The sequence below is a fragment of the Kribbella deserti genome, from assembly GCF_042434725.1.
Lineage (GTDB): Bacteria > Actinomycetota > Actinomycetes > Propionibacteriales > Kribbellaceae > Kribbella > Kribbella deserti.
Genome location: NZ_JBHLTC010000001.1, coordinates 321376 through 345272, shown reverse-complemented (window position 1 = coordinate 345272; position 23897 = coordinate 321376). Strand labels below are relative to the sequence as shown.

At 67.8% G+C, this 23897-nt stretch carries 23 protein-coding genes; 12 read left to right on the top strand and 11 right to left on the bottom strand.

Annotated features, from left to right (window positions below; translation table 11 throughout):
* Position 1: 1 nt before the first annotated feature.
* Positions 2 to 1201 (bottom strand): YibE/F family protein, encoded by a 1200-nt coding sequence (locus ACFFGN_RS01595; RefSeq protein ID WP_380043413.1) that lies wholly within the window; start codon positions 1199 to 1201, stop codon positions 2 to 4.
* A 153-nt stretch (positions 1202 to 1354) separates the two neighbouring features.
* On the opposite strand from ACFFGN_RS01595, the gene ACFFGN_RS01590 reads away from it, so the two are divergent.
* The 4 genes from ACFFGN_RS01590 to ACFFGN_RS01575 all read left to right on the top strand — a co-directional run bounded on the left by ACFFGN_RS01590 (position 1355) and on the right by ACFFGN_RS01575 (position 4585).
* Positions 1355 to 2335 carry a metal ABC transporter substrate-binding protein gene (locus ACFFGN_RS01590; RefSeq protein WP_380043412.1) on the top strand — a complete coding sequence of 327 codons (981 nt, stop codon included), beginning with the start codon at positions 1355 to 1357 and terminating at the stop codon, positions 2333 to 2335.
* Entirely contained in the window at positions 2332 to 3108 is a 777-nt protein-coding gene (locus ACFFGN_RS01585) for a metal ABC transporter ATP-binding protein (RefSeq protein ID WP_380043411.1), read from the top strand. Before ACFFGN_RS01590 ends, ACFFGN_RS01585 begins: the two co-directional genes overlap by 4 nt.
* Positions 3093 to 4106: a metal ABC transporter permease gene (locus ACFFGN_RS01580; RefSeq protein ID WP_380043410.1), complete on the top strand. Its 1014-nt coding sequence runs from the start codon at positions 3093 to 3095 to the stop codon at positions 4104 to 4106. Before ACFFGN_RS01585 ends, ACFFGN_RS01580 begins: the two co-directional genes overlap by 16 nt.
* A gap of 83 nt (positions 4107 to 4189) precedes the next feature.
* The gene (locus ACFFGN_RS01575) at positions 4190 to 4585 is read left to right on the top strand and encodes a Fur family transcriptional regulator (protein WP_380043409.1); all 396 of its coding nucleotides are present in this window, start codon (positions 4190 to 4192) and stop codon (positions 4583 to 4585) included.
* Positions 4586 to 5136: 551 nt separating this feature from the next.
* Here ACFFGN_RS01575 and ACFFGN_RS01570 read toward each other — a convergent pair.
* Positions 5137 to 5751 (bottom strand): MBL fold metallo-hydrolase, encoded by a 615-nt coding sequence (locus ACFFGN_RS01570; RefSeq protein ID WP_380043408.1) that lies wholly within the window; start codon positions 5749 to 5751, stop codon positions 5137 to 5139.
* Positions 5751 to 6845: an S-(hydroxymethyl)mycothiol dehydrogenase gene (locus ACFFGN_RS01565; protein ID WP_380043407.1), complete on the bottom strand. Its 1095-nt coding sequence runs from the start codon at positions 6843 to 6845 to the stop codon at positions 5751 to 5753. Before ACFFGN_RS01565 ends, ACFFGN_RS01570 begins: the two co-directional genes overlap by 1 nt.
* 222 nt (positions 6846 to 7067) lie before the next feature.
* Between ACFFGN_RS01565 and ACFFGN_RS01560 the strand changes: the two genes are divergently transcribed.
* From ACFFGN_RS01560 to ACFFGN_RS01545, 4 genes are all read left to right on the top strand, one after another.
* The gene (locus tag ACFFGN_RS01560; protein WP_380043406.1) at positions 7068 to 7952 is read left to right on the top strand and encodes an ABC transporter ATP-binding protein; all 885 of its coding nucleotides are present in this window, start codon (positions 7068 to 7070) and stop codon (positions 7950 to 7952) included.
* Positions 7949 to 8779, top strand: coding sequence for an ABC transporter permease (locus ACFFGN_RS01555; protein WP_380043405.1), 831 nt, complete (start codon positions 7949 to 7951; stop codon positions 8777 to 8779). The genes ACFFGN_RS01560 and ACFFGN_RS01555 overlap by 4 nt, the downstream gene beginning before the upstream one ends.
* A gap of 90 nt (positions 8780 to 8869) precedes the next feature.
* The gene (locus tag ACFFGN_RS01550) at positions 8870 to 10138 is read left to right on the top strand and encodes a sensor histidine kinase (protein ID WP_380043404.1); all 1269 of its coding nucleotides are present in this window, start codon (positions 8870 to 8872) and stop codon (positions 10136 to 10138) included.
* Positions 10135 to 10785 (top strand): response regulator, encoded by a 651-nt coding sequence (locus ACFFGN_RS01545; RefSeq protein ID WP_380043403.1) that lies wholly within the window; start codon positions 10135 to 10137, stop codon positions 10783 to 10785. Before ACFFGN_RS01550 ends, ACFFGN_RS01545 begins: the two co-directional genes overlap by 4 nt.
* Positions 10786 to 10799: 14 nt before the next feature.
* Here the strand turns inward: ACFFGN_RS01545 and ACFFGN_RS01540 are convergent, their stop codons facing one another.
* The 4 genes from ACFFGN_RS01540 to ACFFGN_RS01525 form a co-directional block, all read right to left on the bottom strand.
* Entirely contained in the window at positions 10800 to 11606 is an 807-nt protein-coding gene (locus tag ACFFGN_RS01540; RefSeq protein ID WP_380043402.1) for an isoprenyl transferase, read from the bottom strand.
* A 186-nt stretch (positions 11607 to 11792) separates the two neighbouring features.
* Entirely contained in the window at positions 11793 to 12557 is a 765-nt protein-coding gene (gene recO / locus ACFFGN_RS01535) for a DNA repair protein RecO (protein WP_380043401.1), read from the bottom strand.
* 12 nt (positions 12558 to 12569) lie between these two features.
* Positions 12570 to 13406 (bottom strand): SDR family oxidoreductase, encoded by an 837-nt coding sequence (locus ACFFGN_RS01530; RefSeq protein ID WP_380043400.1) that lies wholly within the window; start codon positions 13404 to 13406, stop codon positions 12570 to 12572.
* The gene (locus ACFFGN_RS01525) at positions 13403 to 14392 is read right to left on the bottom strand and encodes an aldo/keto reductase (protein WP_380043399.1); all 990 of its coding nucleotides are present in this window, start codon (positions 14390 to 14392) and stop codon (positions 13403 to 13405) included. The genes ACFFGN_RS01530 and ACFFGN_RS01525 overlap by 4 nt, the downstream gene beginning before the upstream one ends.
* A gap of 307 nt (positions 14393 to 14699) precedes the next feature.
* Between ACFFGN_RS01525 and ACFFGN_RS01520 the strand changes: the two genes are divergently transcribed.
* From ACFFGN_RS01520 to ACFFGN_RS01510, 3 genes are all read left to right on the top strand, one after another.
* Positions 14700 to 17732: an FtsX-like permease family protein gene (locus ACFFGN_RS01520; RefSeq protein WP_380043651.1), complete on the top strand. Its 3033-nt coding sequence runs from the start codon at positions 14700 to 14702 to the stop codon at positions 17730 to 17732.
* The gene (locus ACFFGN_RS01515) at positions 17729 to 18676 is read left to right on the top strand and encodes an ABC transporter ATP-binding protein (protein ID WP_380043398.1); all 948 of its coding nucleotides are present in this window, start codon (positions 17729 to 17731) and stop codon (positions 18674 to 18676) included. Before ACFFGN_RS01520 ends, ACFFGN_RS01515 begins: the two co-directional genes overlap by 4 nt.
* Positions 18677 to 18846: 170 nt before the next feature.
* Positions 18847 to 19512, top strand: a complete 666-nt coding sequence (locus tag ACFFGN_RS01510) for an ATP-binding cassette domain-containing protein (protein WP_380043397.1) — start codon at positions 18847 to 18849, stop codon at positions 19510 to 19512.
* A 126-nt stretch (positions 19513 to 19638) separates the two neighbouring features.
* Here the strand turns inward: ACFFGN_RS01510 and ACFFGN_RS01505 are convergent, their stop codons facing one another.
* The 3 genes from ACFFGN_RS01505 to leuA form a co-directional block, all read right to left on the bottom strand.
* Positions 19639 to 19983: a nuclear transport factor 2 family protein gene (locus tag ACFFGN_RS01505; RefSeq protein ID WP_380043396.1), complete on the bottom strand. Its 345-nt coding sequence runs from the start codon at positions 19981 to 19983 to the stop codon at positions 19639 to 19641.
* 38 nt (positions 19984 to 20021) lie between these two features.
* The gene (locus ACFFGN_RS01500; protein ID WP_380043395.1) at positions 20022 to 20330 is read right to left on the bottom strand and encodes an SAV_915 family protein; all 309 of its coding nucleotides are present in this window, start codon (positions 20328 to 20330) and stop codon (positions 20022 to 20024) included.
* A gap of 84 nt (positions 20331 to 20414) precedes the next feature.
* Positions 20415 to 22133 (bottom strand): 2-isopropylmalate synthase, encoded by a 1719-nt coding sequence (leuA, locus tag ACFFGN_RS01495; RefSeq protein ID WP_380043394.1) that lies wholly within the window; start codon positions 22131 to 22133, stop codon positions 20415 to 20417.
* 276 nt (positions 22134 to 22409) lie between these two features.
* Here leuA and ACFFGN_RS01490 point away from each other — a divergent pair, with 276 nt between their 5' ends.
* The gene (locus tag ACFFGN_RS01490) at positions 22410 to 22832 is read left to right on the top strand and encodes a PPOX class F420-dependent oxidoreductase (RefSeq protein WP_380043393.1); all 423 of its coding nucleotides are present in this window, start codon (positions 22410 to 22412) and stop codon (positions 22830 to 22832) included.
* Positions 22833 to 23176: 344 nt separating this feature from the next.
* Here the strand turns inward: ACFFGN_RS01490 and ACFFGN_RS01485 are convergent, their stop codons facing one another.
* The gene (locus tag ACFFGN_RS01485; RefSeq protein WP_380043392.1) at positions 23177 to 23695 is read right to left on the bottom strand and encodes a PKD domain-containing protein; all 519 of its coding nucleotides are present in this window, start codon (positions 23693 to 23695) and stop codon (positions 23177 to 23179) included.
* Positions 23696 to 23897: the final 202 nt, after the last annotated feature.

The window sequence follows — 23897 nt, the reverse complement described above, 5'->3', positions numbered from 1 at the left end:
CTCAGGCCTCGGTGGGTGTGGGTTCGACCGACTCGATCTCGTTGCTGCGCAGTTCGGGCGAGCGATGTGCCACGGCCATCGCCGCCAGCGCCGTGGTCAGCGGGACCGCAGCCATGATGCCGAGGCTGCCGATCAGGCCGCGGAAGACCTCGATGACAACCTCCTCGGTCGAAATGGCGTAGCTGCCCGGTACGGCGCCCATCGCGAACACCATCAGCAACGGCAGGGCGGCACCGGCGTACGCGAGCACGAGCGTGTTGACGACCGACGCCACGTGCGCCCGGCCGATGCGCAGGCCGGCGCTCATCAGCGCCCAGCGGGACGCGCGGGGATTCGCGGCGGACAGCTCCCAGACCGCGGTGACCTGGGTGACGGTGACGTCGTCGAGCACACCCAGCGTTCCGATGATGATCCCGGCGGTGACCAGACCGGCCAGATCGACCTGATTCGCGAACTCGAACAGCGTGCCGGCATTGTCCAGCGACATTCCGGTGATGTACGAACCACCGATGAACAACGTGCCGACCAGGGCGGTCAGTGCCAGCGCGGCGATCGTGCCGATCAGCGCGATCGACGTCTGCGCGTTCACGCCGTGGGTCATATAGAGGGCGGCCACCATGATCACCACGCCGCCGACCACCGCGACCAGCACCGGATCGCTGCCGCGCAGGATGGCGGGCAGGATGAACTTGAGGATGAGTACGGCCGACAGCGCGAGGGCCAGCAGCGCCGCGACGCCCTTCCAGCGCGACATCGCGACTACGGCGACCGCAAAGATCACCGAGATCAAGAGCAACGGCGTACTGCGGTCGAAGTCCACAAAGCTGTATCGATCGGTGAGCGGGGCCTTCGGATCGGCACCGAGCATCACCTTCTCGCCCACTACGACCTGCTGCGCGCCTCTGCCCTTGGCGACCGGCGCCGGCACCTCCTTGCCGACATCGGCCTTGATGTTCGCCGAGGTCAGCTTGACCATCGCGATATCGCAGTCGGCCGGCGTCTCGACACAGGGCTTGATCGACTGCACGACACCGCGAGCCTGATCGGTTTTGATGGCGTCGACCTGCACGTTGCCGGTCGGCCAGAGCAGCACCATCGCGACCAGCGCGGCCGCGATCAGCGGGATCAGCAGGCCGATCACGCCCAGGCGGATGCGCCGCGCCACCACGGCGTCGGCGTCCACCACAGAGGTATCGACCACCGACTCTCCGTGACCGTGGCCGTGCCCATGACCGTGCCCCGGCACCGGGATCCGCCCAGGCCGACGCTCCGCGCGCCGGCGTCCGGCGTGCCGCTTCACCATCACTGACTCCCTGCTTTGACAATCATTGCCAGGTAAATGAAAATGATTGTCATGAGATCTCGTTCCTTCGCCTTTTCCGGCGCCGTCCTCGCCGTTACCGCCCTAGCCTCCGTCACGCTCGTGGGCTGCGGTGACTCGGGGTCGGCCAATGCAGCCGGGGACGGTGCCAAGCTCAACGTCGTCGCGTCGTTCTATCCGCTGCAGTTCGTTGCCCAGCAGGTCGGCGGCGACAGCGTGCAGGTGGAAACGCTGACCGCGCCGGGCGTCGAGCCGCACGACCTGGAGCTCACCCCCAAGCAGGTCGGCACGCTGGCCGACGCGAAGGTGGTGCTGTTCGAGAAGGGCCTGCAGCCGGCCGTTGACGAGGCCGTCGAGCAGAACGCGAAGGACGCCGGGTTCGACGTCTCCGCCGCCGCGAAGCTCGAGGCCACCGGTGCCGAGTTCGAGCACGAGGAGGAGGGCGAGGCCCACGAGGGTGAGGAGGCCGATGGCGAGGAGGCCCACGCCGACGAGCTCGACCCGCACTTCTGGCTCGACCCGACCAAGCTGGCCGACGTCGCCGACGCCGTTGCCGGCAAGCTGGGCGAGGCCGACGCCGCGAACGCCGACGCCTACAAGCAGCGCGCCGCGACCCTGCGCGCGGAGCTGGTCAAGCTCGACGGCGAGTTCAGCACCGGCCTGAAGAACTGCGAGCGAAAGGCATTTGTGACCAGTCACGAGGCCTTCGCCTACCTCGCGAAGCGGTACGGTCTGGAGATGGTCGGTATCGCGGGCTTCACCCCCGACGCCGAGCCCACCCCCGCCCGGATCAAGGAGGTGCAGGACATCGTCCGCAAGGAGAAGGTGACCACGATCTTCTACGAGGAGCTGGTCAGCCCGAAGGTCGCGCAGTCGATCGCGTCCGACCTCAAGGTGAAGACGGCGGTGCTGAGCCCGATCGAGGGCCTGTCCGACGCCAACTCCAACGAGGACTACTTCTCCTTGATGCGCGAGAACCTGCAGGAGCTTCGGAAGGCGAACGGCTGCGCGTGACAGTTGACCCAAAGCAATCCGCTTCGGCGGCCCGGGCCGTTCAGGTCACCGATTTGTCGGTGGACCTGGGCGGCCGTCCGGTGCTGCGTGGCATAGATCTGGAGATCCGGGCCGGCGAGGTTGTGGTCGTGCTCGGCACCAACGGCTCCGGCAAATCCACCCTGATCCGGACCATGGTCGGCCTGCTGCCGGCCTCCCGTGGCCAGGTCTCCGTGTTCGGAACACCGGTGCCGAAGTTCCGCCAGTGGCATCGCGTCGGCTATGTGCCTCAGCGCATCACCGCCGCCAGCGGCGTACCGGCCACCGTGAACGAGGTGGTCGCCTCCGGGCGGTTGTCCCGGCGTAAGCTCTTCCGCCCGCTCAATGGCACCGACAAGGCCGCGATCGACGAGGCCCTTGAGGTCGTCGGCATGGCCGATCACCGCAAGGCCGGGGTGGCGGACCTGTCCGGCGGCCAGCAGCAGCGCGTACTGATCGCCCGGGCCCTCGCGTCCGACCCCGAGCTGCTCATTCTCGACGAGCCGACCGCGGGTGTGGACCTGGCCAGCCAGGGCGTTTTCACCGCCGCGATCCGGGCACGGGTCGCCCGCGGCACCACCGTCGTACTGGTGAGCCACGACCTCGGCCCGATGGACAGCCTGATCGACCGGTCGGTGGTGCTGCGCCGCGGCCGCGTGGTGTACGACGGCGCGCCGCACGGCACCGAGACCCACGCCCACGTCCACGCCCACCACGGGCCGGGACCCGACGAGCCGGGATGGCTGCCGTCATGACCTTGTTCGAGCTGGAGTTCATGCAGCGGGCGCTGATCGCCGGGCTGCTGACGGGCCTCGCCGCTCCCGCGATCGGCACCTACCTGGTGCAGCGCCGGTTGTCGCTGATGGGCGACGGTATCGGCCACATCGCCATCACCGGTGTTGCCCTCGGCCTGCTCACCGGTACGGCGCCGGTACTCACCGCCGTACTGGTCGCCATCGCCGGGGCCACCGCGATCGAGTTCGTCCGGGCCCGCGGCAAGGCCAGCGGTGACGTCGCTCTGGCCCTGTTGTTCTACGGCGGTATCGCCGGTGGTGTGCTGCTGATCGGTCTGGCCGGTCAGGGCGCGGCCACCTTGAACACGTACCTGTTCGGTTCGCTCACGACGGTCTCCCCCACCGATCTGTGGATCGTGGTCGGGCTGGCCGCGACGGTGCTCGTGGTCGCGGTCGGGCTGTCCCCGCAGCTGTTCGCGGTGTGCCAGGACGAGGAGTTCGCCCGGGTCACGGGCCTGCGCGTGCAGGTGCTGAACGTCCTGATCGCGGTGATGGCCGCGGTGACCGTGACCGTCGCGATGCGTACGGTCGGCCTGCTGCTGGTCAGCGCGCTGATGGTGGTACCGGTGGCGACGGCCCAGCAGGTGACCCGTTCGTTCCGCAGCACCTTCGCGGTGGCCTGCGGGCTGGGCGTGACCGCGTGTCTGGCCGGCATCATCACCTCGTACCACGCGGACGTGGCGCCCGGCGCCACCATCGTCGTACTGGCTCTCGCCGGGTTCGTGGTCGCGGCGATCGCGGGCACGGTGATCCGGCGCCGGCGTGGCGTCGCGCCGCTCGCGGACGAGGAGCCCGAGGTGCCCGTACCGGACCCCGCGCCGCACGTGGTCAGCGCCAGCCACGCGCACGGACACGACCGGGACTGCGGTCATCCCGCGATCAAGCACGGCGATCACGTTGACTATGTTCACGACGGCCATCTGCACGCGGCCCACGGCGACCACTGGGACGAACACTGACGGGCCGCTAGGGTCCTGGGGAGTTCACAGGTTTTTCACTTCTGCGAGACTGGCGGGTAGCAAACGAGATGTCAGGAGGAACGGTGGCCATCGGAACACGCTCGACCCGCCAGCGCGCGGCGGTCGCGACCGTGCTCGAGACGCTGGACGATTTCCGCACCGCGCAGGAGATCCACCAGGAGTTGCGCAACGGCGGCCAGGCCGTCGGGCTGACCACCGTCTATCGCACCCTGCAGGCGCTCGCGGACTCCAGCGAGGTTGACGTACTGCGCACCGCGGACGGCGAAACCGCGTACCGGCGCTGCTCGAAGGGCCATCACCACCACCTCGTCTGCCGCAACTGCGGCCGCACCGTGGAGGTGGAAGGACCTGCCGTCGAGCGCTGGGCCGACAAGATCGCCGGCGAACACGGCTACTCCGACATCAGCCACACCCTGGAGATCTTCGGCACCTGCGCCCAATGCCAGGCCCTCGCCTGACAGTGAGGCGACGATATTCACTTGCCACCCGATCCCGGTCCGTCGCCGCAGGTCGCTGGTACGGCGCATGCCCGGACCGGCGACCGGGGTCGTGGGGCGACTACCGGGTTGTGGTGTGCCCACCGGGTTGTGGTGTGCCCACTACCGACTTTTTGCGCGACTACCCGGTTCCAACCAGGTAGTCGCGCAAAAACTCGGTAGCCGGCCTCGGAGCCACCCGGGGGCGCGCACGCGTCGCCGCGGGCGATTCTCAGCCCTTGACGCGGGCCGACAATCCACGACTCCTCAGTGGACGGGTGACCACGGAATATCCCGGCCCCGGTGAGGTGGACCACTCGCGACCACTGAACCCCTACCCGCGAGTGGTCGCGTCCGCACACTGACCCCCTACCCGCGAGTGGTCGCGTCCGCACACTGACCCCCTTCCCGCGAGTGGTCGCGTCCGCACGCGTCCACTCGCGGGGAGGCGGGACGCACGGGCGCGGTGGGCGAGGGTCGGCGGCTCGAACCCAACCTCTCGGCGTGGCGAGCACGTTTTGGTCCTTACCTCGTCACTGGTGGTCGAGGTTGTTGCGTTCGGCTTCGATACTGGTGTTCTCGCCGTGGCCGGTGTGGACGAGGGTTTCGCCGGGCAGGGTGAGCAGGCGGGCCCGGATGGACTCGAGGATCGTCGGCTTGTCGCTGTACGAGCGGCCCGTCGCGCCGGGGCCACCGTGGAACAGGGTGTCGCCGGTGAAGACCGAGCCGAGCGATTCGACGTACAGGCTGGTGCTGCCGGGCGAATGGCCCGGGGTGTGGATAGCGCGCAGCGTCGTACCGGCCACGTCGAACGTCGTACCGTCGGTGAGGTCGTGGTCCGGCTCCAGCTCGGGGTATTCGGCGGCCCAGAGCATGCGGTCGGCCGCGTTCAGCCAGATCGGCGCGCCGGTGGCGTCCCGGAGGGCGCCCGCGGCGTTGATGTGATCGTTGTGCCCGTGCGTGAGCACGATCGCGAGTACCCGGCGGTCGCCGATGGCCTTCACGATCGGGGCCGCGTCGTGCGCCGCGTCGATGACGATCACCTCGTTGCCGTCGCCGACCAGCCAGACGTTGTTGTCGACGTCCCAGCTGCCGCCGTCGAGACTGAACGTGCCGCTGGTGATCACCCGATCGATCATGGCGCCCATCAGAACACCACCACCGAACGCAGTACGTCGCCACGGTGCATCTTGTCGAAGGCCTCTTCCACTTGGTCCAGCTCGATCGTTTCGGAGACGAAGGCGTCGAGCGGCAACCGCCCTTGCAGGTGGAGATCGATCAGCATCGGGAAATCCCGGCTCGGCAGGCAGTCGCCGTACCAGCTGGACTTGAGCGAGCCGCCGCGGCCGAAGAAGTCCAGCAGCGGCATCTCCAGGCGCATGTCCGGAGTTGGTACGCCGACGAGTACAACCGTGCCCGCGAGGTCCCGCGCGTAGAAGGCCTGCTTCCAGGTTTCGGGCCGGCCGACGGCATCGATCACCACATCCGCGCCGAAGCCACCCGTCAGGTCCTGAACCGCCTCGACAACGCCATCCTGATCGAGGCCCGCCGCGTGGACCGTATGCGTGGCGCCGAGGTTCTTCGCGACGGCCAGCTTCCGCTCGTCCAGGTCGATCGCGATGATGCGGGCCGCTCCGGCCAGGTTGGCACCGACGACGGCCGCCGTACCGACACCACCACAGCCGATCACCGCGACGGAATCACCGCGACCGACGTTGCCGGTGTTGACGGCGGCACCAAGGCCGGCCATCACGCCACAACCCAGCAGGCCCGCCACCTCGGCCTTGACCGCCGGATCCACCTTCGTGCACTGGCCCGCCGCGACCAGGGTCTTCTCGGCGAAGGCCCCGATCCCGAGCGCCGGGGACAACTCGGTACCGTCGTCCAGGGTCATCTTCTGCTCGGCGTTGAACGTGTTGAAGCAGTACCACGGGCGCCCACGCAGACACGCCCGGCAGTTCCCGCAAACAGCCCGCCAGTTCAGTACGACGAAATCGCCGGGCGCGATCGCGGTAACACCCTCGCCGACCGCCTCGACCACCCCGGCCGCCTCGTGGCCCAGGAGGAACGGGTAATCATCGGAGATCCCGCCTTCCCGGTAGTGCAGGTCGGTATGGCACACCCCGCAGGCCTGGACCTGGACAACCGCCTCCCCCGGTCCAGGCGCCGGAATCGTGATCTGCTCGATCGTCACCGGTGCGCCCTTGGCGCGGGCCACCACCCCTCGCACAATTTGGCTCATCCCCGGAGGCTAACCCCCACCGCCGTGTCCCTCCTTCCCCGGCGTGTCGGGCATTCCCGGCCCCTTACGCCCACCTCCCGGCGTGTCATCGGACGCTAGTGACCCGGCGTGTCGCCGTTCATCGGACCCTTGTGACGGAAGGCGGGTGTCCACCGGTCGGGGGACACCCGCGTCATCCGTCCGGCGCCTGTGCGCGCGAGGCGCGGACGCCAGGCTGGAGCCATGACCGATAACGACATCGCGGTACGGGTCCGCGGACTCGTCAAGCGCTATCCGGGCAAGGTCGCCGTCGCGGGCGTCGACCTGGACATCTACGCCGGTGAGGTGTTCGCCCTGCTCGGGCCGAACGGCGCCGGCAAAACCACCACGACGGAGGTACTGGAGGGGTACCGCCGTCGCGACGAGGGTGAGGTCAGCGTGCTCGGCACCGACCCGGCGAAGGCGGATCGCCGCTGGCGCAGCCGGATCGGCATCGTCGCCCAGTCCTCGCGGGATGAGGCCGAGGCGTCCGTCGCCGAACTGGTCCACCACTACGCCGGGTACTACCCGAACCCGCGGGACCCGGACGAGGTCATCGCCGCGGTCGGGCTGGAGTCCAAGCGGAAGACCCGGACGCGCAAGCTCTCGGGTGGCCAGCGCCGCCGGCTGGACGTCGCGCTGGGAGTCGTCGGCAATCCGGAACTGCTCTTCCTGGACGAACCGACGACCGGGTTCGACCCCGAGGCCCGCCGCCAGTTCTGGCAGCTGATCGAGGCGCTTCGCACGGGCGGTACGACGATCCTGCTGACCACGCATTACCTCGACGAGGCCGAGCACCTCGCGGATCGGGTCGGTGTGATCGCGGACGGCCGGATGATCGAGATCGGTACGCCGGAATCCCTCGGTGGCCGCGGGGCGCGGGTGGCCCGGGTCCGCTGGCTCGACGCCGATGGCGCGCGGGAGATCCGTACCGACCAGCCGACCGCCGAGGTGGCAGCGCTGATCAGCCGGTTCGACGGCGAGATCCCCGAGTTGTCGATCCACCGGCCGAGCCTCGAAGACGTGTACCTCGAGCTGATCCGCACCAACACCGCCGCCGCCGAGCTGGAAGCCGGAGTACCCGCATGACCACGTTTGTTGCCACCAGCAACCCGTTGCCCTCGGCACTCAAAGTCGGATTGTCCCGAACCGTTCTGGAGACCAAGCAGTTCTTCCGGGAGCGGGAGCAACTGATCTTCACGTTCTTCTTCCCGGTGATCTTCCTGGCCATCTTCTCGGCGGTCTTCTCCAGCGACGACTTCTTCGACGGCAAGGTCACCGCCGCCACCTACTTCACTCCAGGGATGATTGCCTCCGGCATCTTCCTGACCAGCTTCCAGTCGCTGGCCATCACGATCGCGATGGAGCGCGACGAGGCGCTGCTGAAACGCCTGCGTGGTACGCCGATGTCGCCGCAGGCCTACTTCATCGGCAAGATCGGCCTGGTCCTGGTCACCTCGATCGCGCAACTCGCCCTGCTGCTGGCGATCTCCAGCCTTCTGCTCGGGGTCGAACTGCCGACATCGACGGAGAAGTGGCTCAACTTCGTCTGGATCTTCTTCCTCGGCACCGCCTCGGGTTCGGTGCTCGGCATCGCCTTCTCCGTCGTACCGAAGTCCGGCAAGGCCGCGTCGGCCGTGGTCACGCCGGTGGTGCTGATGCTGCAGTTCATCTCCGGTGTCTACTTCGTCTACAACGCCCTGCCGGAGTGGATGCGGACCGTCGCCGAGGTGTTCCCGCTGAAGTGGCTGGCCCAGGGCATGCGCTCGGTCTTCCTGCCGGACGGGTTCGAGGTGAACGAGGTGAGCGGTTCGTGGCAGCTCGGCACCGGCGCGATCGTGCTGACGGCCTGGCTGGTGGTCGGGCTCGTGCTCTGTCAGCGGTATTTCCGCTGGACCCGCGACGACTCGATCTGAGTCCTGACGATCTGGATGCGCTGAAACGGGTGGCGGGAGATGATGAGCGCTATGGATGGCGTGCGGCACGACCATGAGCAGGATGCCTGGGTGAAGTCCCTGACAGCCTGGCACCTGGTCTTCTGGGCGCTGCTCGGCTCGACTCTGCTGCTCTCGTTCCTGACCGAGATGGCTGCTCCGCATCGGATCGGCTTCGTGGCGGCACTGTTCGGGATGGCATTGGCCCACTACTTCATCGGACAACCCGCCTCGATCTCGCGCCGGCGGCTGCCTTCACACCTGTACCGGATCATCCTGATCGCGCTGATCACGTTCTCGGCGTACATCTATCCGCAATCGATCTTTCTGCTCTTCATCATCACCCCGCAGATGTGGTTGCTGAGCGAGCAAACGCGTGAGGGCGTCGCCTACTGCGTCGCCCTGCTGTTCGCCGTCGGACTGGCCCAGATCGCCGTCGACGGTTTCAGCTGGCAGTCCGTTCGCGAGAACATGCCCTGGATGACGGTCAGCCTCATCGCCAGCGCGATGCTCGGCCTGTGGATCGAGCGGGTGATCAACCAGAGCGAGCAACGGGCCGAACTGATCCACGAACTCGAGGCCGCCCGGGACCAGTTGGCCGACGCTCATCACACCGCCGGGGTGATGGCCGAACGGGAGCGAATGGCGCGGGAGATCCACGACACCCTGGCGCAGGGCATGACCAGCATCGTGATGCTCTCGCAGGCGGCCCAGGTCGAACTCCAGCGCGGTGACACCGACCCGGCGATCGCGCGACTCGTCGCCATCGAGGACACCGCCCGGGAGAATCTCGCGGAGGCCCGGGCCCTGGTGGCCGCGTTCACTCCGATCGCGTTGTCCGGGGCGAACCTGACCGAGGTACTGCGCCGGCAGGCCGCCCGGTTCGCCGCGGAGACCGGGGTCGACGTACAGGTCGAGCTGGATATGGCCGACGACGAGGTGACAGCCCTGCCGCAGGGGCAGCAGGTGGTGCTGCTGCGGGCGGCGCAGGAGGCGCTGGCCAACGTACGCAAGCACGCCGGGGCAACGCAGGTGCGGATCCGGCTGGGGATTTCGGCGGATGGCGTGGGCATCGAGATCCGGGACGACGGCCAGGGCTTCTCACCGTCCGAGCTGCTCGCCGGGTCCGGACAAGCTGCCGGCCCCCGACCAACCTCGGACAGCGTCGGCGGCTCGGGCGGCTCGGGCGCGGGTGGTCAGGTTGCGGCTGGTTTTGGGCTCGCGGCGATGCGGGGGCGGGTCGAGGAGTCGGGCGGCTCGGTTGAAGTGGAGAGCACTCCCGGGCAAGGTACGCGGGTGCAGGTGCTCATCCCCAGGACCAAGCCGGAGGCCGGCGAATGACCAGCGTCGTGCGGGTGGTGGTGGTCGATGATCACCCGGTGGTTCGCTCCGGACTGATCGGCATGCTCGGCGTCACCGACGACATCGAAGTCGTCGGCGAGGCGGGTGACGGTGAAGAGGCCCTCGCGGTGGTCGAGACCACCCGGCCGGATCTGGTCCTGATGGACCTGCGCATGCCGCGCCGCGACGGGGTTTCCGCGACCGGCGCGATCGTGGCGGCCTATCCCGCGACGAAGGTGCTCGTGCTCACGACGTACGACACGGACACCGACATCCTGCACGCGGTAGAGGCCGGCGCGACGGGTTACCTGCTCAAGGACACCCCGCACGCCGAACTGCTCGACGGCATCCGCGCGGCCGCCCGGGGTGAAACCGTACTGGCCCCGCCGGTGGCGGCCAAGCTGATGTCTCGCATGCGTACGCCGGTTTCGGCCGCGGCTGTTCCGTCACCGCGCGAACTGGAGGTCCTCGCGGCGGTCGCGCGCGGGCTGAGCAATGCGGAAATCGGGCGGGAGTTGTTCATCGGGGAGGCGACGGTGAAAACGCATCTACAGCGCCTGTTCGCCAAACTCGACGTCGACGACCGCACCCGAGCTGTCACCACCGCCATCGAACGCGGCCTACTGCCTTCCCCCCGCCGCCGCTGACCGCCCGCGTTGGCCTACTTGGCGCCGCCGTAACGGCGGTCGCGCTGGGCGTAGATCTCGATCGCGCGCCACAGGTCCCGCCGATCGAAATCCGGCCACAGGGTGTCGAGAAAGACCATCTCGGCGTACGCCAACTGCCAGACCAGAAAGTTCGACGTCCGCTGCTCCCCCGACGACCGGACGAACAGGTCCACCTCGGGGATCTCCGGGTGGTACAGATAGCGCGCGACGGTCTGCTCGGTCACGCGGTTCGGACTGAGCTTGCCCGCGGCAACATCCGTCGCGATGTCCCGTACCGCGTCGGCGATCTCGGCCCGGCCGCCGTAGTTCACGCAGAACTGCAGCGTGATCACATCGTTGTCCTTGGTCCGTTCCTGCGCGTCCTCCAGCTCGGAGATCACGCTCTTCCACAGCCGTGGCCGCCGTCCGGACCACACGACCCGTACGCCCATCGCGTCCAGTTCGTCGCGGCGGCGGTGGATCACGTCCCGGTTGAAGCCCATCAGGAACCGGACCTCGTCGGGCGAACGCGACCAGTTCTCGGTGGAGAAGGCGTACGCCGAGATCGTCTTCACGCCGATTTCGATGCCGCCCTTGATCACGTCGAGCAGCGAGGCCTCGCCCATCTTGTGGCCTTCGGTACGCGGCAACCCGCGCGACTTGGCCCAGCGGCCGTTGCCGTCCATCACGATCGCGACGTGCTTCGGCACCAGCTCCGGCGGGATTTCCGGCGGCCGGGCTCCTGACGGATGCGGATCAGGCGCCACGAACTCCCGCCGACCAACCGTTTCCACACTGCGCCGTCGCGTCAACCGAGCCATCCCGCAAGTCTGCCTCACCCGCTTCACAAGCCTGCGAGCGGCCGACTCCGCGGGCCCGGAGGTGGCCGACCTTTGCGAGCCCGCGAGCGGCCGACCTTTGCGAGCCTGCGAGCGGCCGATCACGCGCCGATGCCGACCAGACCGTCGCCGCGAGGCCGGGCGGCGCCGCGGGACCGATGCTGTGGGTCAGACCGCGTTGGGCCGGTCGAGCTCGATCGAGGAGGTCAGGTCCAGGTGCGGCAGGGAACGCAGCTGGCGATCGAGGTGCCATGCGACAAACGCCGAGATGAGCCCGCTGGCCTCGCGACGCGATCTCGGCTCAGCCGCTTCGGCCACGGGCCAGTCGCCGGTCAGCAGCGCGGCCAGCAATCGGACAGTTCCGGGCGCGGGCATGGCCGAGGCCGGCGGACGGCAACTCGCGCAGACCATGCCACCGGCGGCCGGGTTGAACGCGCGATGCGGCCCACCCTCACCGCACTTGGCACAATCCTCGAACGACGGCGCATAACCCGAGATCGCGAGTGAGCGCAGCAGGAACGAGTCGAGCACCAGCCCTGGTTCACGCTCGCCCGTCGACAGCACCCGGAGGGCCCCGGCGAGCAGCAGGTGCTGCTGGGTGGCTGGTTCCTTCTCCTCCACGACCAGCCGATCGGCCGTCTCGAGCAGCACCGTGCCCGCCGTATAGCGCGCGTAGTCGCCGACGATGCGCTCGCCGTACGGCCCGATGGTAACCGCCTGGGTGATGACGTCGAGCGTGCGTCCGGTGGCGAGCTGCAGGTCCACGTGCATGAACGGTTCGAGCCGGGCGCCGAACCGCGACGACGTACGCCGCACGCCCTTGACGACCGCGCGGATCTTGCCGTGCGAGCGGGTCAGGAGCGTGGCGATCCGGTCGGCCTCGCCCAGTTTCTGGGTTCGCAGCACGACGGCTTCGTCACGGTAAAGCGGCACCCGCTCAGTCTCTCACCCCTCGTCGACATTCTTGAGATAAGCCGCCAGGCTCAACGGCGGACGGCCCGTCAGCGCTTCGACATCACCCGACACCGTGGCCAGCTCACCGCTCGCCACCGCGGCGTACGACGTGACCCAGCCGGCCACCTCCCACGAGGGAGCGCCGTACCGCTCGCGGGAGCGGTACGCCTCGTCGAGCGTTTCCGCGTGGTACTTGATCGGACGGCCCCAGGCCTGCGTGAGCAGCGCCGCCACCTCGGCCATGGTCATCGCCTCGGGCCCGGTCAGGTCGTACGAACGCCCCGCGTGGCCCTCGCTCGTCAGAACCCGCGCGGCGACATCCGCCACGTCGGCGCGCGCCACCGCGCCAACCCGGCCTTCACCGGCGGGCCCGCGGATGGTGTCGTCCTCACCGACCATGTCGGGCAGGAAGTCCAGGTAGAGGCTGTCACGCAGGAAGGTGAACTCGACGCCAGCCGCGCGTAGGTGCTGCTCGGTGTGCCAGTGATCCCGCGCCAGCGTGAAGGTGGAATCCGGCGCCGCGTTGAGGAACGACGTGTAGACGATCCGCCGTACGCCGGCCGCGACCGCCGCGTCGATCGTGGCCTGGTGCAACGACAACCGGTCGGCCGATTCGGCGGCGCTGACCATCAACAGGGTCTCGATGCCGTCCAAGGCGTTGAGCAGCGCGTGATGATCGCCGTACGACGCTTGGGCCGTCTCGGCGCCGGGCAGTTCCGGCGCGCGGGCGGGATCGCGGACCACCAGGCGCTGGGTCCTGCTCTCGGCCGCGAGCAGGCGAGCCACCCGGCCGCCGATCTGCCCGGTCGCGCCGGTGATGCCGATCACCGTTCCACCAGCCCCATCGCGCCCTCGGCGTATCGCTCGCCTGCGATGCCGTCGGCCGGGAAGGCCTGCTCGAGCGCGGTCAGATCGTCCTGCGTGAGTACGACGTCCGCGGCGCCGAGGTTCTCCGCGAGATACTTGCGGCGCTTCGTGCCCGGGATCGGCGCGACGTCATTGCCCTGGGCAAGCAGCCAGGCCAGGGCCAGCTGGCTGGCGGACACACCCTTGGCGGACGCGAGTTCGCGCACCTTGTCGACCAGGTCGAGGTTGCGCTGGAAGTTCTCCCCGGTGAAGCGCGGAAGCTGGCGGCGCATGTCGTCGGGCTCGAAGTCGTCCGGCGTGCGGATCTGGCCGGTCAGGAAGCCACGGCCGAGCGGGCTGAACGGAACGAACCCAATGCCCAGTTCACGCAGCGTCGGCAGGACCGCCGTTTCCGGGTCGCGCGTCCACAACGACCACTCGCTCTGCACCGCGCTGATCGGGTGCACCGCGTGGGCCGCGCGCACGGTGTCGCCGTTCACCTCGGACAGCCCGAGATAGCGGACCTTGCCCGCCTTGACCTGCTCGGCCATCGCGCCGACGGTCTCCTCGATCGGCACGGCCGGATCCTTGCGGTGCAGGTACCAGAGATCGACGTGATCAACACCGAGCCTGCTCAGGGATGAGTCGAGCGCGTTGCGGGCGTACTCCGGGGAGCCGTTGACGCCGGTCGGCATGCCGCCGGAGGTGTTGCCCCACTGCAGGCCGAACTTGGTGGCGATCACGACCTCGTCCCGGCGCCCGGCCACCGCCCGGCCGACGAGCGACTCGTTGTGACCCGATCCGTAGACGTCGGCGGTGTCGATGAAGGTGCAGCCCGCATCGATCGCGGCGTGCACGGTGGCGATGGACTCGTCCTCGTCGGTCTGCACGCCGTACGACTGCGACATGCCCATACAGCCGAGGCCAAGACAGGAAACCGTCAGTTCTCCGAGCTGGGATTCACGCATGCTCCGAACTTACCGGCCGTGCCTCGCCAGCGCCCGGAAGGGCAGGTTCACGACCGTTCAGAGGGCAGGTTCACGACCGCTCAAGGGGCAGGTTTACGAAGATGAATACTGATTGCGCAACATCTTCGCATCGGTACGACGACGGTGTCCGGGCGCCGCCGAAACTATCTGGCGAACCGGCCCGCCTCGACCGTAGGTTGCGGCACGTGCGCGGCCGCGGTGGTGGCGCAGGCTGGGGGCTTTGGTGTTTCTCAGGCAAGCGCTTCGTTATCGCTTGTGGCAAACGTGTGTGCTCGCGGGCGTGAGCATGCTGATCGGCACGTGCGCGGCCTTCGCGCCCTGGTTCGCCCGATCGGTGGAACAGACCGTAGTCACGGAGATGCTGACCGTCCAGAGGCTACCTGCCGCCTGGTATCTCGAAGGCCGTCCGGCACCTAGCACGGTCGGCGCCCAGAGGGCTCCCACGCCGGAGCAGCTCACCGAGCTGATCCCTTCTGACGCGGCCGCCATGCTCGAGGCGCCTGTGCACGGGTACAAGACCGACATCGGCTGGGAACCTACTGCGGGTGGTCTCGGCGCCCTCGGCCGGCTGGCGTGGCGCGACAACTTCTGCGCGCACCTCGAGTTCACCAAGGGCCGCTGCCCGAAAGCTCCGAACGAGGTTGCACTGTCGACGACTGATGTCCGCAACTACCGGGCGAAACCCGGGATGACACTCAAGGCCACGCCGACCAAGTACTCCGGCGGCGGTCGACTCACCGTAGTCGGGATCTACCGACCGAAGAACGAACTGGAGCCGTACTGGTTCGGAGTCACGCCGACCGGCCGTTCCGTCGTGCGCGAGGACAAGCCGTCGCAGTCGGATTTCCTGCTGACGGATCGGTCAACCTTTGACAGCACCCCGTCGTGGGGCCAGTTCAGTACGGTCGATACCGCGCCGATCCCGGGCAAGGTCCGGGTGGACGATCTCGCCCTGCTCAAGGCCGTGAGTACCAGCTTTGAGTCAGCCGGGGCAGTGAAGAACCAGGAGGTCGGCAACTTCACGAGCTTCCCGGGGTTGGTGGACTCGCTGTCGGCCGAGCGCCGTCAGGCCACCACGATCATCCCGCTCGTCATGGTGCAGGTGGCGCTATTCGGAGTCGTCGTACTTGCTCTAGCGCTCTCAGCAGTGGTGGACCAGCGTCGGCCCGAACTGGCGATCTCCCGGCTCCGAGGTCTCCGGCAACGCCAGACCGGCTGGCTGCTGGCGGTAGAACTAGCAGGGCCGGTACTAGCTGGAATGCTGGCAGGCCTTCTTGTGGGCTTCGGACTAACGCTCGTGGTTCAGGAGACTTGGCTCGACGGTGGCGCGCCGCTTGAGTTCCCGTGGACAGTGGCGGCAGCACTCGTCGCAGCAGCCATTGCCGGGTTAGCCGTCGTCTTCTGGACTGTGCAAGCCGTTGTTCGGCAGCCGATCTCCACCCTGCTCCGCCGAGTTGTCCCCCGCCGCCGAGGCCGCACGCTCGGCGCGATCGACTTGTCGGTCATCGTGCTCGCTACGGCCGGACTAGTGGCTGCACTCACGGGTGACGGCCGTGGCCCGCTACCGATCCTCACCCCAACGTTGCTCGCTCTGGCCGTCGGACTGGCCTTTGCCCACCTGCTGTTGCCGTTGGCCGGGGTAGTGAGTCGGCGCTCCATGAACAGCGGACGCCTCGGATTGGCGCTTGGCGCGCTGCAGGTGGCTCGACGCCCTGCTGTCACCCGGATCGTGGCGATCGTGGCTGTAGCGAGCGCACTCGTCTCATTCGCCGGCCAGGCGGCATTCGTGGCCGATGACAACCGGGATCTCCGTGCCGGATACGAGACCGGGGCGGAGGCCGTTCTGACCTTGGGCGTGCCGGATCTGCCGAAGCTGGACAAGGCACTCGCGACGGTCGATCCCGAGCGCAAGTGGGTGACACCCGTTTTGCTCGGCATACCGGCATCGCACAATGCGCTCACCACCATGATGGTCGAGCTCGACAGCTTCCGCCGGATCGCCTACCGCGGCGACCGCATCACCGACGAAGCCGGCTTCCAGCAGGTCCGGGCTCCGGCCGACAACGGCGTGCAGGTGAAGGGCAGCCGGCTGCGGATCATCGCGACGCCGTCCCAGATGAGCACGGTGCCGTTACCGACGAACGATGGCACGCCGCCTCCGCCGCTGGAACAAGCCGAGCCGCTGCATATCGAGGCGGTCATCGTGGCTGCCGACGGCGGGCGCTACATCATGCGGATGGGCCCGGTGCCGCTCAGGGCCGGAAAACCCGTGCAGGTGTCGGCCCCGATGGACTGCAAACAAGGCTGCCGTCTGCTGCGGCTGGGCATCGCCCGCCAGTTGGGCGATGTGGCCGGGTTGCAGGGCGAGGTCGCGATCACCAACGTGTCCACCGACGTCCAGCCGAAGGTGGACCTCGGTGCTACCGAGGACTGGCAGCCGATGCGCGGCACGATCCAGGAGGAGGTGATCGAGCCGAGAGCCGAACCGGGCGGCCTGATCCTGGGTTTCACCAACCACGGCAACGCGATCGCGGTCCAGCACGCGTCCGTCCCGGTCATCATGCCGGCCCTGGTGACTCCCGATTTCCCCTTCAGCGAGGGCTCGACTGCACCCGGCCTGGACGGTTTCGCGATGCCGCTGCAATCCGTCCAGCCTCAGCTGGCACCCGTTCCACGGTTGTTGCGATCGACGGCGGTGGTCGATCTCGCCAACGTACGGCGCTTGGGTGGTTCGCCCGATCCCTCCGTGCTTTCGTCGTACTTGTGGCTGAACGCCGAAGGCGTCGCCCATCTCGACGAGATCCTCACGGGTCTCCGGGCCGCCGGACTCACACCCGCGGTGTCGGACCGGCTCGATGACCGCACCGCCGCGTACGCGCGATCCGCCAGCGCCCTCGCTCTCCAGCTCACGCCCGTGGTCGGCATCGCGGGGTGGTCGCTGGCGATCATCGTTTTGCTGCTGATGGTGGTCACCTCGTGGCGATCCCGCGCCCAGGACTACGCCAGCCTGCGGATCGCGGGCGTTCCCGCGGCGGTAACCGGCCGGGCGGCACGCTGGGAACAGACCGGGCCGGTCGCGATCGCCGTACTGCTCGGATCGGTGTGCGGCGTGGTCGGGGCCAAGATCGCCCTGCCACTGATACCGCTGTTCGCCGAGACCACCACGCCCTCGCCCGTACCACTCGATCTCGGCCTCAACGGAGGGGTCGCGATCGGGCTCTGGCTGATCGGCACGCTGGTACTGACCGTGACCACCCTTCTGCTCGGTACGGCGGTCAGCCGGCGAGCGACCTACCCGCGGATCCGGGAGGAACTGTGACCGGACTGGCCATCACCACCCACGGCCTGGTGCACCTCTATCGCAGCGACGGTCACGACGTCGCCGCCCTGTCGGGTATCGGCATCGCCATCCGCCCGGGCGAACTCGTCGGTCTGCTTGGGCCGTCCGGCGCGGGCAAGTCGACCCTGCTGCAACTGTGCGGCGGGCTGATCCAGCCGAGCGCTGGGCGGCTACGGATCGGCGATCACGACGTCGCGAAGATGACCGGTCCCGAACTCGACAACATGCGCGCCGGCGACGTCGGCATCGTCATCCAGGGCGCAGGGCGCAACCTGGTCCCGTACCTGACGCCCGAAGACAACGTCCGCTTCGCCCAACGCGCCGCCCAACGCGCCACCCCGCGCTCCGCCCGCCGCGCCCTGAAACACGCCGCCCGGGCAGGCCAGCCCGGCAACCCTGCGGGGCTGTCGGGCGATTGGGCTGAGCTCGGGCCGAACCGTTGGCGGGAACTACCAACGCCCCTCGAAGTACTCGACCTGGTAGGCCTCGCCGACCACGCACGAACACCGCTCGGCCGCCTCACGCCCGGGCAGGTACAACTCGCGGCAGTTGCCGTCGGCATCGCAACCTTCCCCGGCCTGCTACTGGCCGACGAGCCGACCAGCCAACTGGATCACCGCGCACGCGACGAGGTGATCGAGGCGATCCGCACAGTCAACGCCCAGACCCAGATGACCGTCCTGCTGATCACCCACGATCCCGACGTCGCCGCCGTACTGCCGCGCACGATCACCATCCGCGACGGCCGCATCGCCTCCGAAGGCCGCTCCGGCGAGGAGTTCGCCGTGGTCGCCACGGACGGCTCGCTGCCGCTCCCGCCCCACGTCGCGGACCTACTACCGCCCGGCACCCTGCTCCGCGTAACCACCGTCGACAACGAGGTCCGGCTCACCCCGGTGGACGAGAACGAGGACCCGTCATGATCTCCGTACGCAACCTGACCGTTCGCTACAACCCTTCTGGCACAACCACCCCACCCTCAGGCACCACCGCCCCTCCTTCGCGTTTTCCATCCGACGCCAACGCCGGGGCTGGTTCATCCGCAAATGCCGGTGTTGCAGGTCGATCGGGCGCTGAAGCCGGCATCGTCGCGGTGGCCGACGTCAGCCTCGACGTACCGCTCGGCGCGTTCATCGCAGTCAGCGGCCCTTCTGGCGCAGGCAAAAGCTCCCTCCTGTGGGCGATCGCGGGAGCAGTAGCTCCTACGTGGGGAACAGTCGAGTTCGACGGCACCCCCGTCACCAGCCGTCCCGAGGCCGCCGCGCGTGGCGTCGTACTGATCCCACAAGGCAACGGCTTGGCTCGGGTCCTCACGGCACGCGAGAACCTCACCATTCCGTTGCTCGCGGCCCCCGACCTCGGAAACGTCCTCCGCCGCGCACGCGGAGACGCCGACGAGGAAGACCGTGAAGAGCGCGACGAAACCCTGCACACCATCGACAGCATCATCGCCGACGCCCTCGCCGACGTCGGCCTCGAGGACAGCGGCAACCACCTGGTCGAGGAACTCTCCGGCGGCGAGCAGCAACGAGTCGCCGTCGCGCGCGGCCTGGCCCAGCGCGGCCGGGTGATCCTGGCGGACGAGTCCACCAGCGAGCTCGACGGCACGAACCGCGAGCGCGTACTCACCCTGCTCCGCCGCGAGGCCCACCGCGGCGCCGCCGTACTCATCGCGACCCACGATCCGAACGTCGCGGACGCAGCAGACGCCCACGCCGCCATGGACGAGGGACATCTCACCTGGCTCCGGCGCCTCTGACCACACCCACCAGGATCATCACCCGAACGATCGACGGGGTCGCTCGCGATCGGCGGCACGGCAGAGTCTCGCCTGCCGCCGTGCGGGCGGCCTGCGACTTGGTGACGGCTCGAGCCGTTTCAGGGGCTAGCCAAACAGTGGCCTCGGGTCGAAGAACACCCGTATCGCGCTGATCCGCCCGTCTCTGACCTTGAACCACCCCGAGGTGGGCAGCGTCGCGCCTTCGGTGTTCAGGTCGTAGATCACGCACGCGTCATCGCCGTCCGCGAAGGCGTGTTTTCGATCGGCGGATTTCACGACCTTCACCAAGCCCTCAAGGCCCTTCAGGCAATCCGCTATCCCCTCCGCCGTGCCGAGAGGGCCGACGAACCTGACATCGTCGTGCAGCAGGGACCGAGTGGTTTCGAGATCACCCGTGGTCCACGAATCCACATACCTAATGGCGACGGACTTAGCATCCGTTCCAGTCATAGCGCCTCCGATCGCTTGTCTGGTTGAACTTCCAGACCTCACGCTAGCGACCGGCTCCGACATTTTTTGGTTTCGCCCTGCTCGCCCTGTGGATCACGCTGGACCAAGCAGACCCGCTCCGGATCAACCTGCACGGCGTTGACACCAAGTCCGGCGAGAATCAACCGGAGCGCGTCGTCGTACAGCCGAATCCAGTCCTGCGTCGGCCCACTCGCCGTACGTAGGCGTGCAAGCGAAGTGAAGGCGATTCCCACCCGGCGCCCCGACGGCAGATGCCCGAGCTGAACGACGAGGCCTTCGCCGCCGCAAGTCGATCGGGTGGGCACGAACAACGGCACATGGTCCATGCCTTCGACGCTAGAACGCGGCCGGGCCCCCGGCGTGGCTTCTCACGAAGTTCCAACGCCGGAGGCCCGGATCCGCACAATGCTCTAGCGGTGCGCGCGGTTGATCGCTGAAACGACCGCCTTCAGCGACGCAGTGAGAATGTTCGCGTCCCGGCCGACTCCCCAGAACACCTCATCCCCGACCTCGCACTCGACGTACGCCGCCGCCAGGGCGTCTCCGCCGGACGAGAGCGCGTGCTCGTGGTAGTCCAGCACGCGAACGTCGTACTTCAGCGGCTTGATCGCGTCCACGAACGCCGAAACCGGACCGTTGCCCTCGCCCACCAGATCGTGCGGTACGCCATCGGAGTAGACCTGCACGCGCAGGATGTCGCTCTGGCCCTCGCCCGAGGTCGAGTTGACCGTCAGCAGCGACAAGCGCCCCGAGGACAGATACTCGGTGGAGAAGATCTCCCACATCTGCTGAGGCCCGACCTCGCCACCCGCAGCATCGGTGTGCTGCTGGATCACGCGGCTGAACTCGATCTGCAGACGGCGCGGCAGGTCGAGCCGGTGCTCGGACTTCATGATGTACGCGACGCCGCCCTTGCCGGACTGCGAGTTGACCCGGATCACGGCCTCGTAGCTGCGGCCGACGTCCTTCGGATCGATCGGCAGGTACGGCGCCTCCCAGGCGATCTCGGAAACCGGCACGCCCTCGGCGGCAGCCTGCTTGTCGAGCGCCTCCAGGCCCTTCTTGATCGCGTCCTGGTGGGAGCCGGAGAAGGCGGTGTAAACCAGGTCACCGGCGTACGGCGAGCGCTCGGGTACTCGCATCTGGGTGCAGTACTCGACCGTACGGCGGATTTCGTCGATGTCGGAGAAGTTGATCTGCGGGTCGATCCCCTGGCTGAACAGGTTCATGCCCAGCGTCACCAGGTCGACGTTGCCGGTGCGCTCGCCATGTCCGAACAGGCAGCCCTCGACCCGATCCGCGCCGGCCATCAGCGCCAACTCGGTCGCGGCAACGGCCGTACCCCGGTCGTTGTGCGGGTGCAGGCTGATCGTGCTGAACTCGCGCCGGGTCAGCTGACGGCCGAACCACTCGATCTGGTCGGCGTACACGTTCGGGGTGGACATCTCGACCGTGGCGGGCAGGTTCAGGATGATCTCGCGGCCCTCGGCGGGCTGCCAGACGTCGCTGACCGCCTCGCACACCTCCAGCGAGAAGTCGAGCTCGGTGCCGGTGAAGATCTCGGGGCTGTACTGGTAGCCGAATTCGCAATCGCCCAGCATCTCGTCGGCGTACTTCATCACCATTTCGGTGCCACGAACCGCGATGTTCAGGCACTCGGCGCGGTCGACGTTGAAGACCACCCGGCGGAACAGCGGCGCGGTCGCGTTGTACAGGTGGATGGTCGCCTTCGGGCTGCCCTCCAGCGACTGGACCGTACGCTCGATCAGCTCTTCCCGGGCCTGCGTCAGCACCGAGATCGTGACGTCCTCGGGAATCGCGTCACCCTCGATCAGGCTGCGCACGAAGTCGAAGTCGTACTGGCTGGCGCTGGGGAAACCGACCTCGATCTCCTTGTAACCCATCCGGACCAGCAGGTCGAACATGCGCCGCTTACGGGCAGGCGACATCGGCTCGATCAGGGCCTGGTTACCGTCGCGGAGGTCGGTCGACAGCCAGCGCGGGGTCTGCGTGATCGTCTTAGCCGGCCAGGTGCGGTCGGGCAGATCGATCGGCGGGAAAGCCTGGTAGCGGTGAATCGGCATACCTGAAGGCTGCTGAACGGGCTGAGGCTGGTTCTTCGGGGCCATCTTTAGGTTCTTCCTCTGAGGTAACGCGCACGGGGTGAGACCGGCGTACGACGAAACTCCGCGGCGAGGGAACCGGCCTGCGTCAGGCCTCGCCGCGGCAACGAAGGAGGAGAACGTGGCGCCGCATGATGCCAGCCACTCTAGGCCCGGTCCGTCGCGATTCGAAAACCGGGCGTCCATCTGACAAGACACTGGCGTCTTGACAGGCGGTCACCGGGTGTTCGCTCAGGGTGAGATCGTTGCCTTCAATCGCAGTTGAAGTTCTAACCTTTTCGCATGCTCAAGGATGAACTTCTGGCTCTGCTGGGACAGCGCGGACTCGGCGTACTCACGACCATCAAGCGCGATGGCCGACCACAACTATCCAACGTGACCTACGCCTTCGACCCGGAACCGCGGCTGATCCGCGTCTCCCTCACGGCCGACCGCGCGAAAACCGCCAATCTCCGCCGGGACCCCCGCGCCAGCCTCTACGTCAACGGCCCGGGCGGCGCTTCGTACGTCGTAGCCGAGGGCGACGCCCACCTCTCCCCCGTAGCCGCCGACCCCCACGACGACGTGGTCGAAAGCCTCATCGACCTCTACCGGGCAGCCGCAGACCGCGAACACCCCGACTGGCCCGACTACCGCACCGCCATGGTCGCCGAACGCCGCCTAATCCTCACGCTAACCCCCACCCACACCTACGGCATGGCCTAACCACTCCACCAGTCCATCGCTCACCCCACACCATCACCACCCATCGCCCGACCCTTGGCCCTCGACATCTGGTCTTCGGCCTTGGTCCTCGGCCGTCGGGCTTCGGGCTTGGTCTATGGCCTCCGGGCTTCGGCCTTTGGTCTTCGTGCTTGGGTCTTCGGGCATCGGGCTTGGGTCTCGGTCGTCGGCCTTTGGGCAAGGTGTCTGACCGTCCGTCGAGCTGGCCGCGGCGGCCGTCATCGGCCGCGCTGGCGAAGCGCAGACAAGGGTGCCTCAAACCCGCGCTAGCCGTCGTCCGTACCGGCGGGGCGACGCAAGCACGCCTGACCATGCCCAAACTGGACTCAACGCTGAGGGTCAACCAAAACCGGCACAGCCTCACGCACACCAAGCGGCGTGACCGGCCCAACCGCAGTCAACGGCTGCTCGATGTCCCGCCACTCCCCGCCATCCACGCGATACCTAACCTCGTACGTCGTGGTCACGCTGACCCCGAGCCGCTCAGCCCTCCGGGCGTACTTATGCGTGATGTCCTTCGCCGGATAAGGCCGCCCCGGCGAGGTGGTAGTCACACTCTCCCCATCGCCAAAGTTCCACAGGTACCGCGCAGGCCTTCCCTCCACATCAACCTTGAACCCCAACAACACAATCCCGTATTTCCTCCAGCGCTCCCCACTAGTCGAAAACACCGTCTCCGCATTAACCAACGTCCTCCCCGCCGGCTGCACCAGGACGGTCTTCTTCGCCGCAACCTCATTCTTCACCGCGTCATAAACATCCACCCACGTAAGCACGCGCTCGGGTAGTTGATCAAGCTCGTCCGGATGCAGCTGGTCGGGCCGATAACACTCATAACCGGCCACCACCCAAGGGTCTGCTCGCGTGTAGTCGGGAGGACCATGTCGCTCCCGCTCCCACACCCGAAAGTTCCATTGCCGCTGATCAATCGGAGTGCCTTCGGGGTTACATCGGTCGCTGCCGAGTGAGCACATGTCCACACCAGTCGGAAAGTCTCCGTTCTGATCGGGCGCACGCGTCACACAGGCCGAAACCCTAACCCTTTCA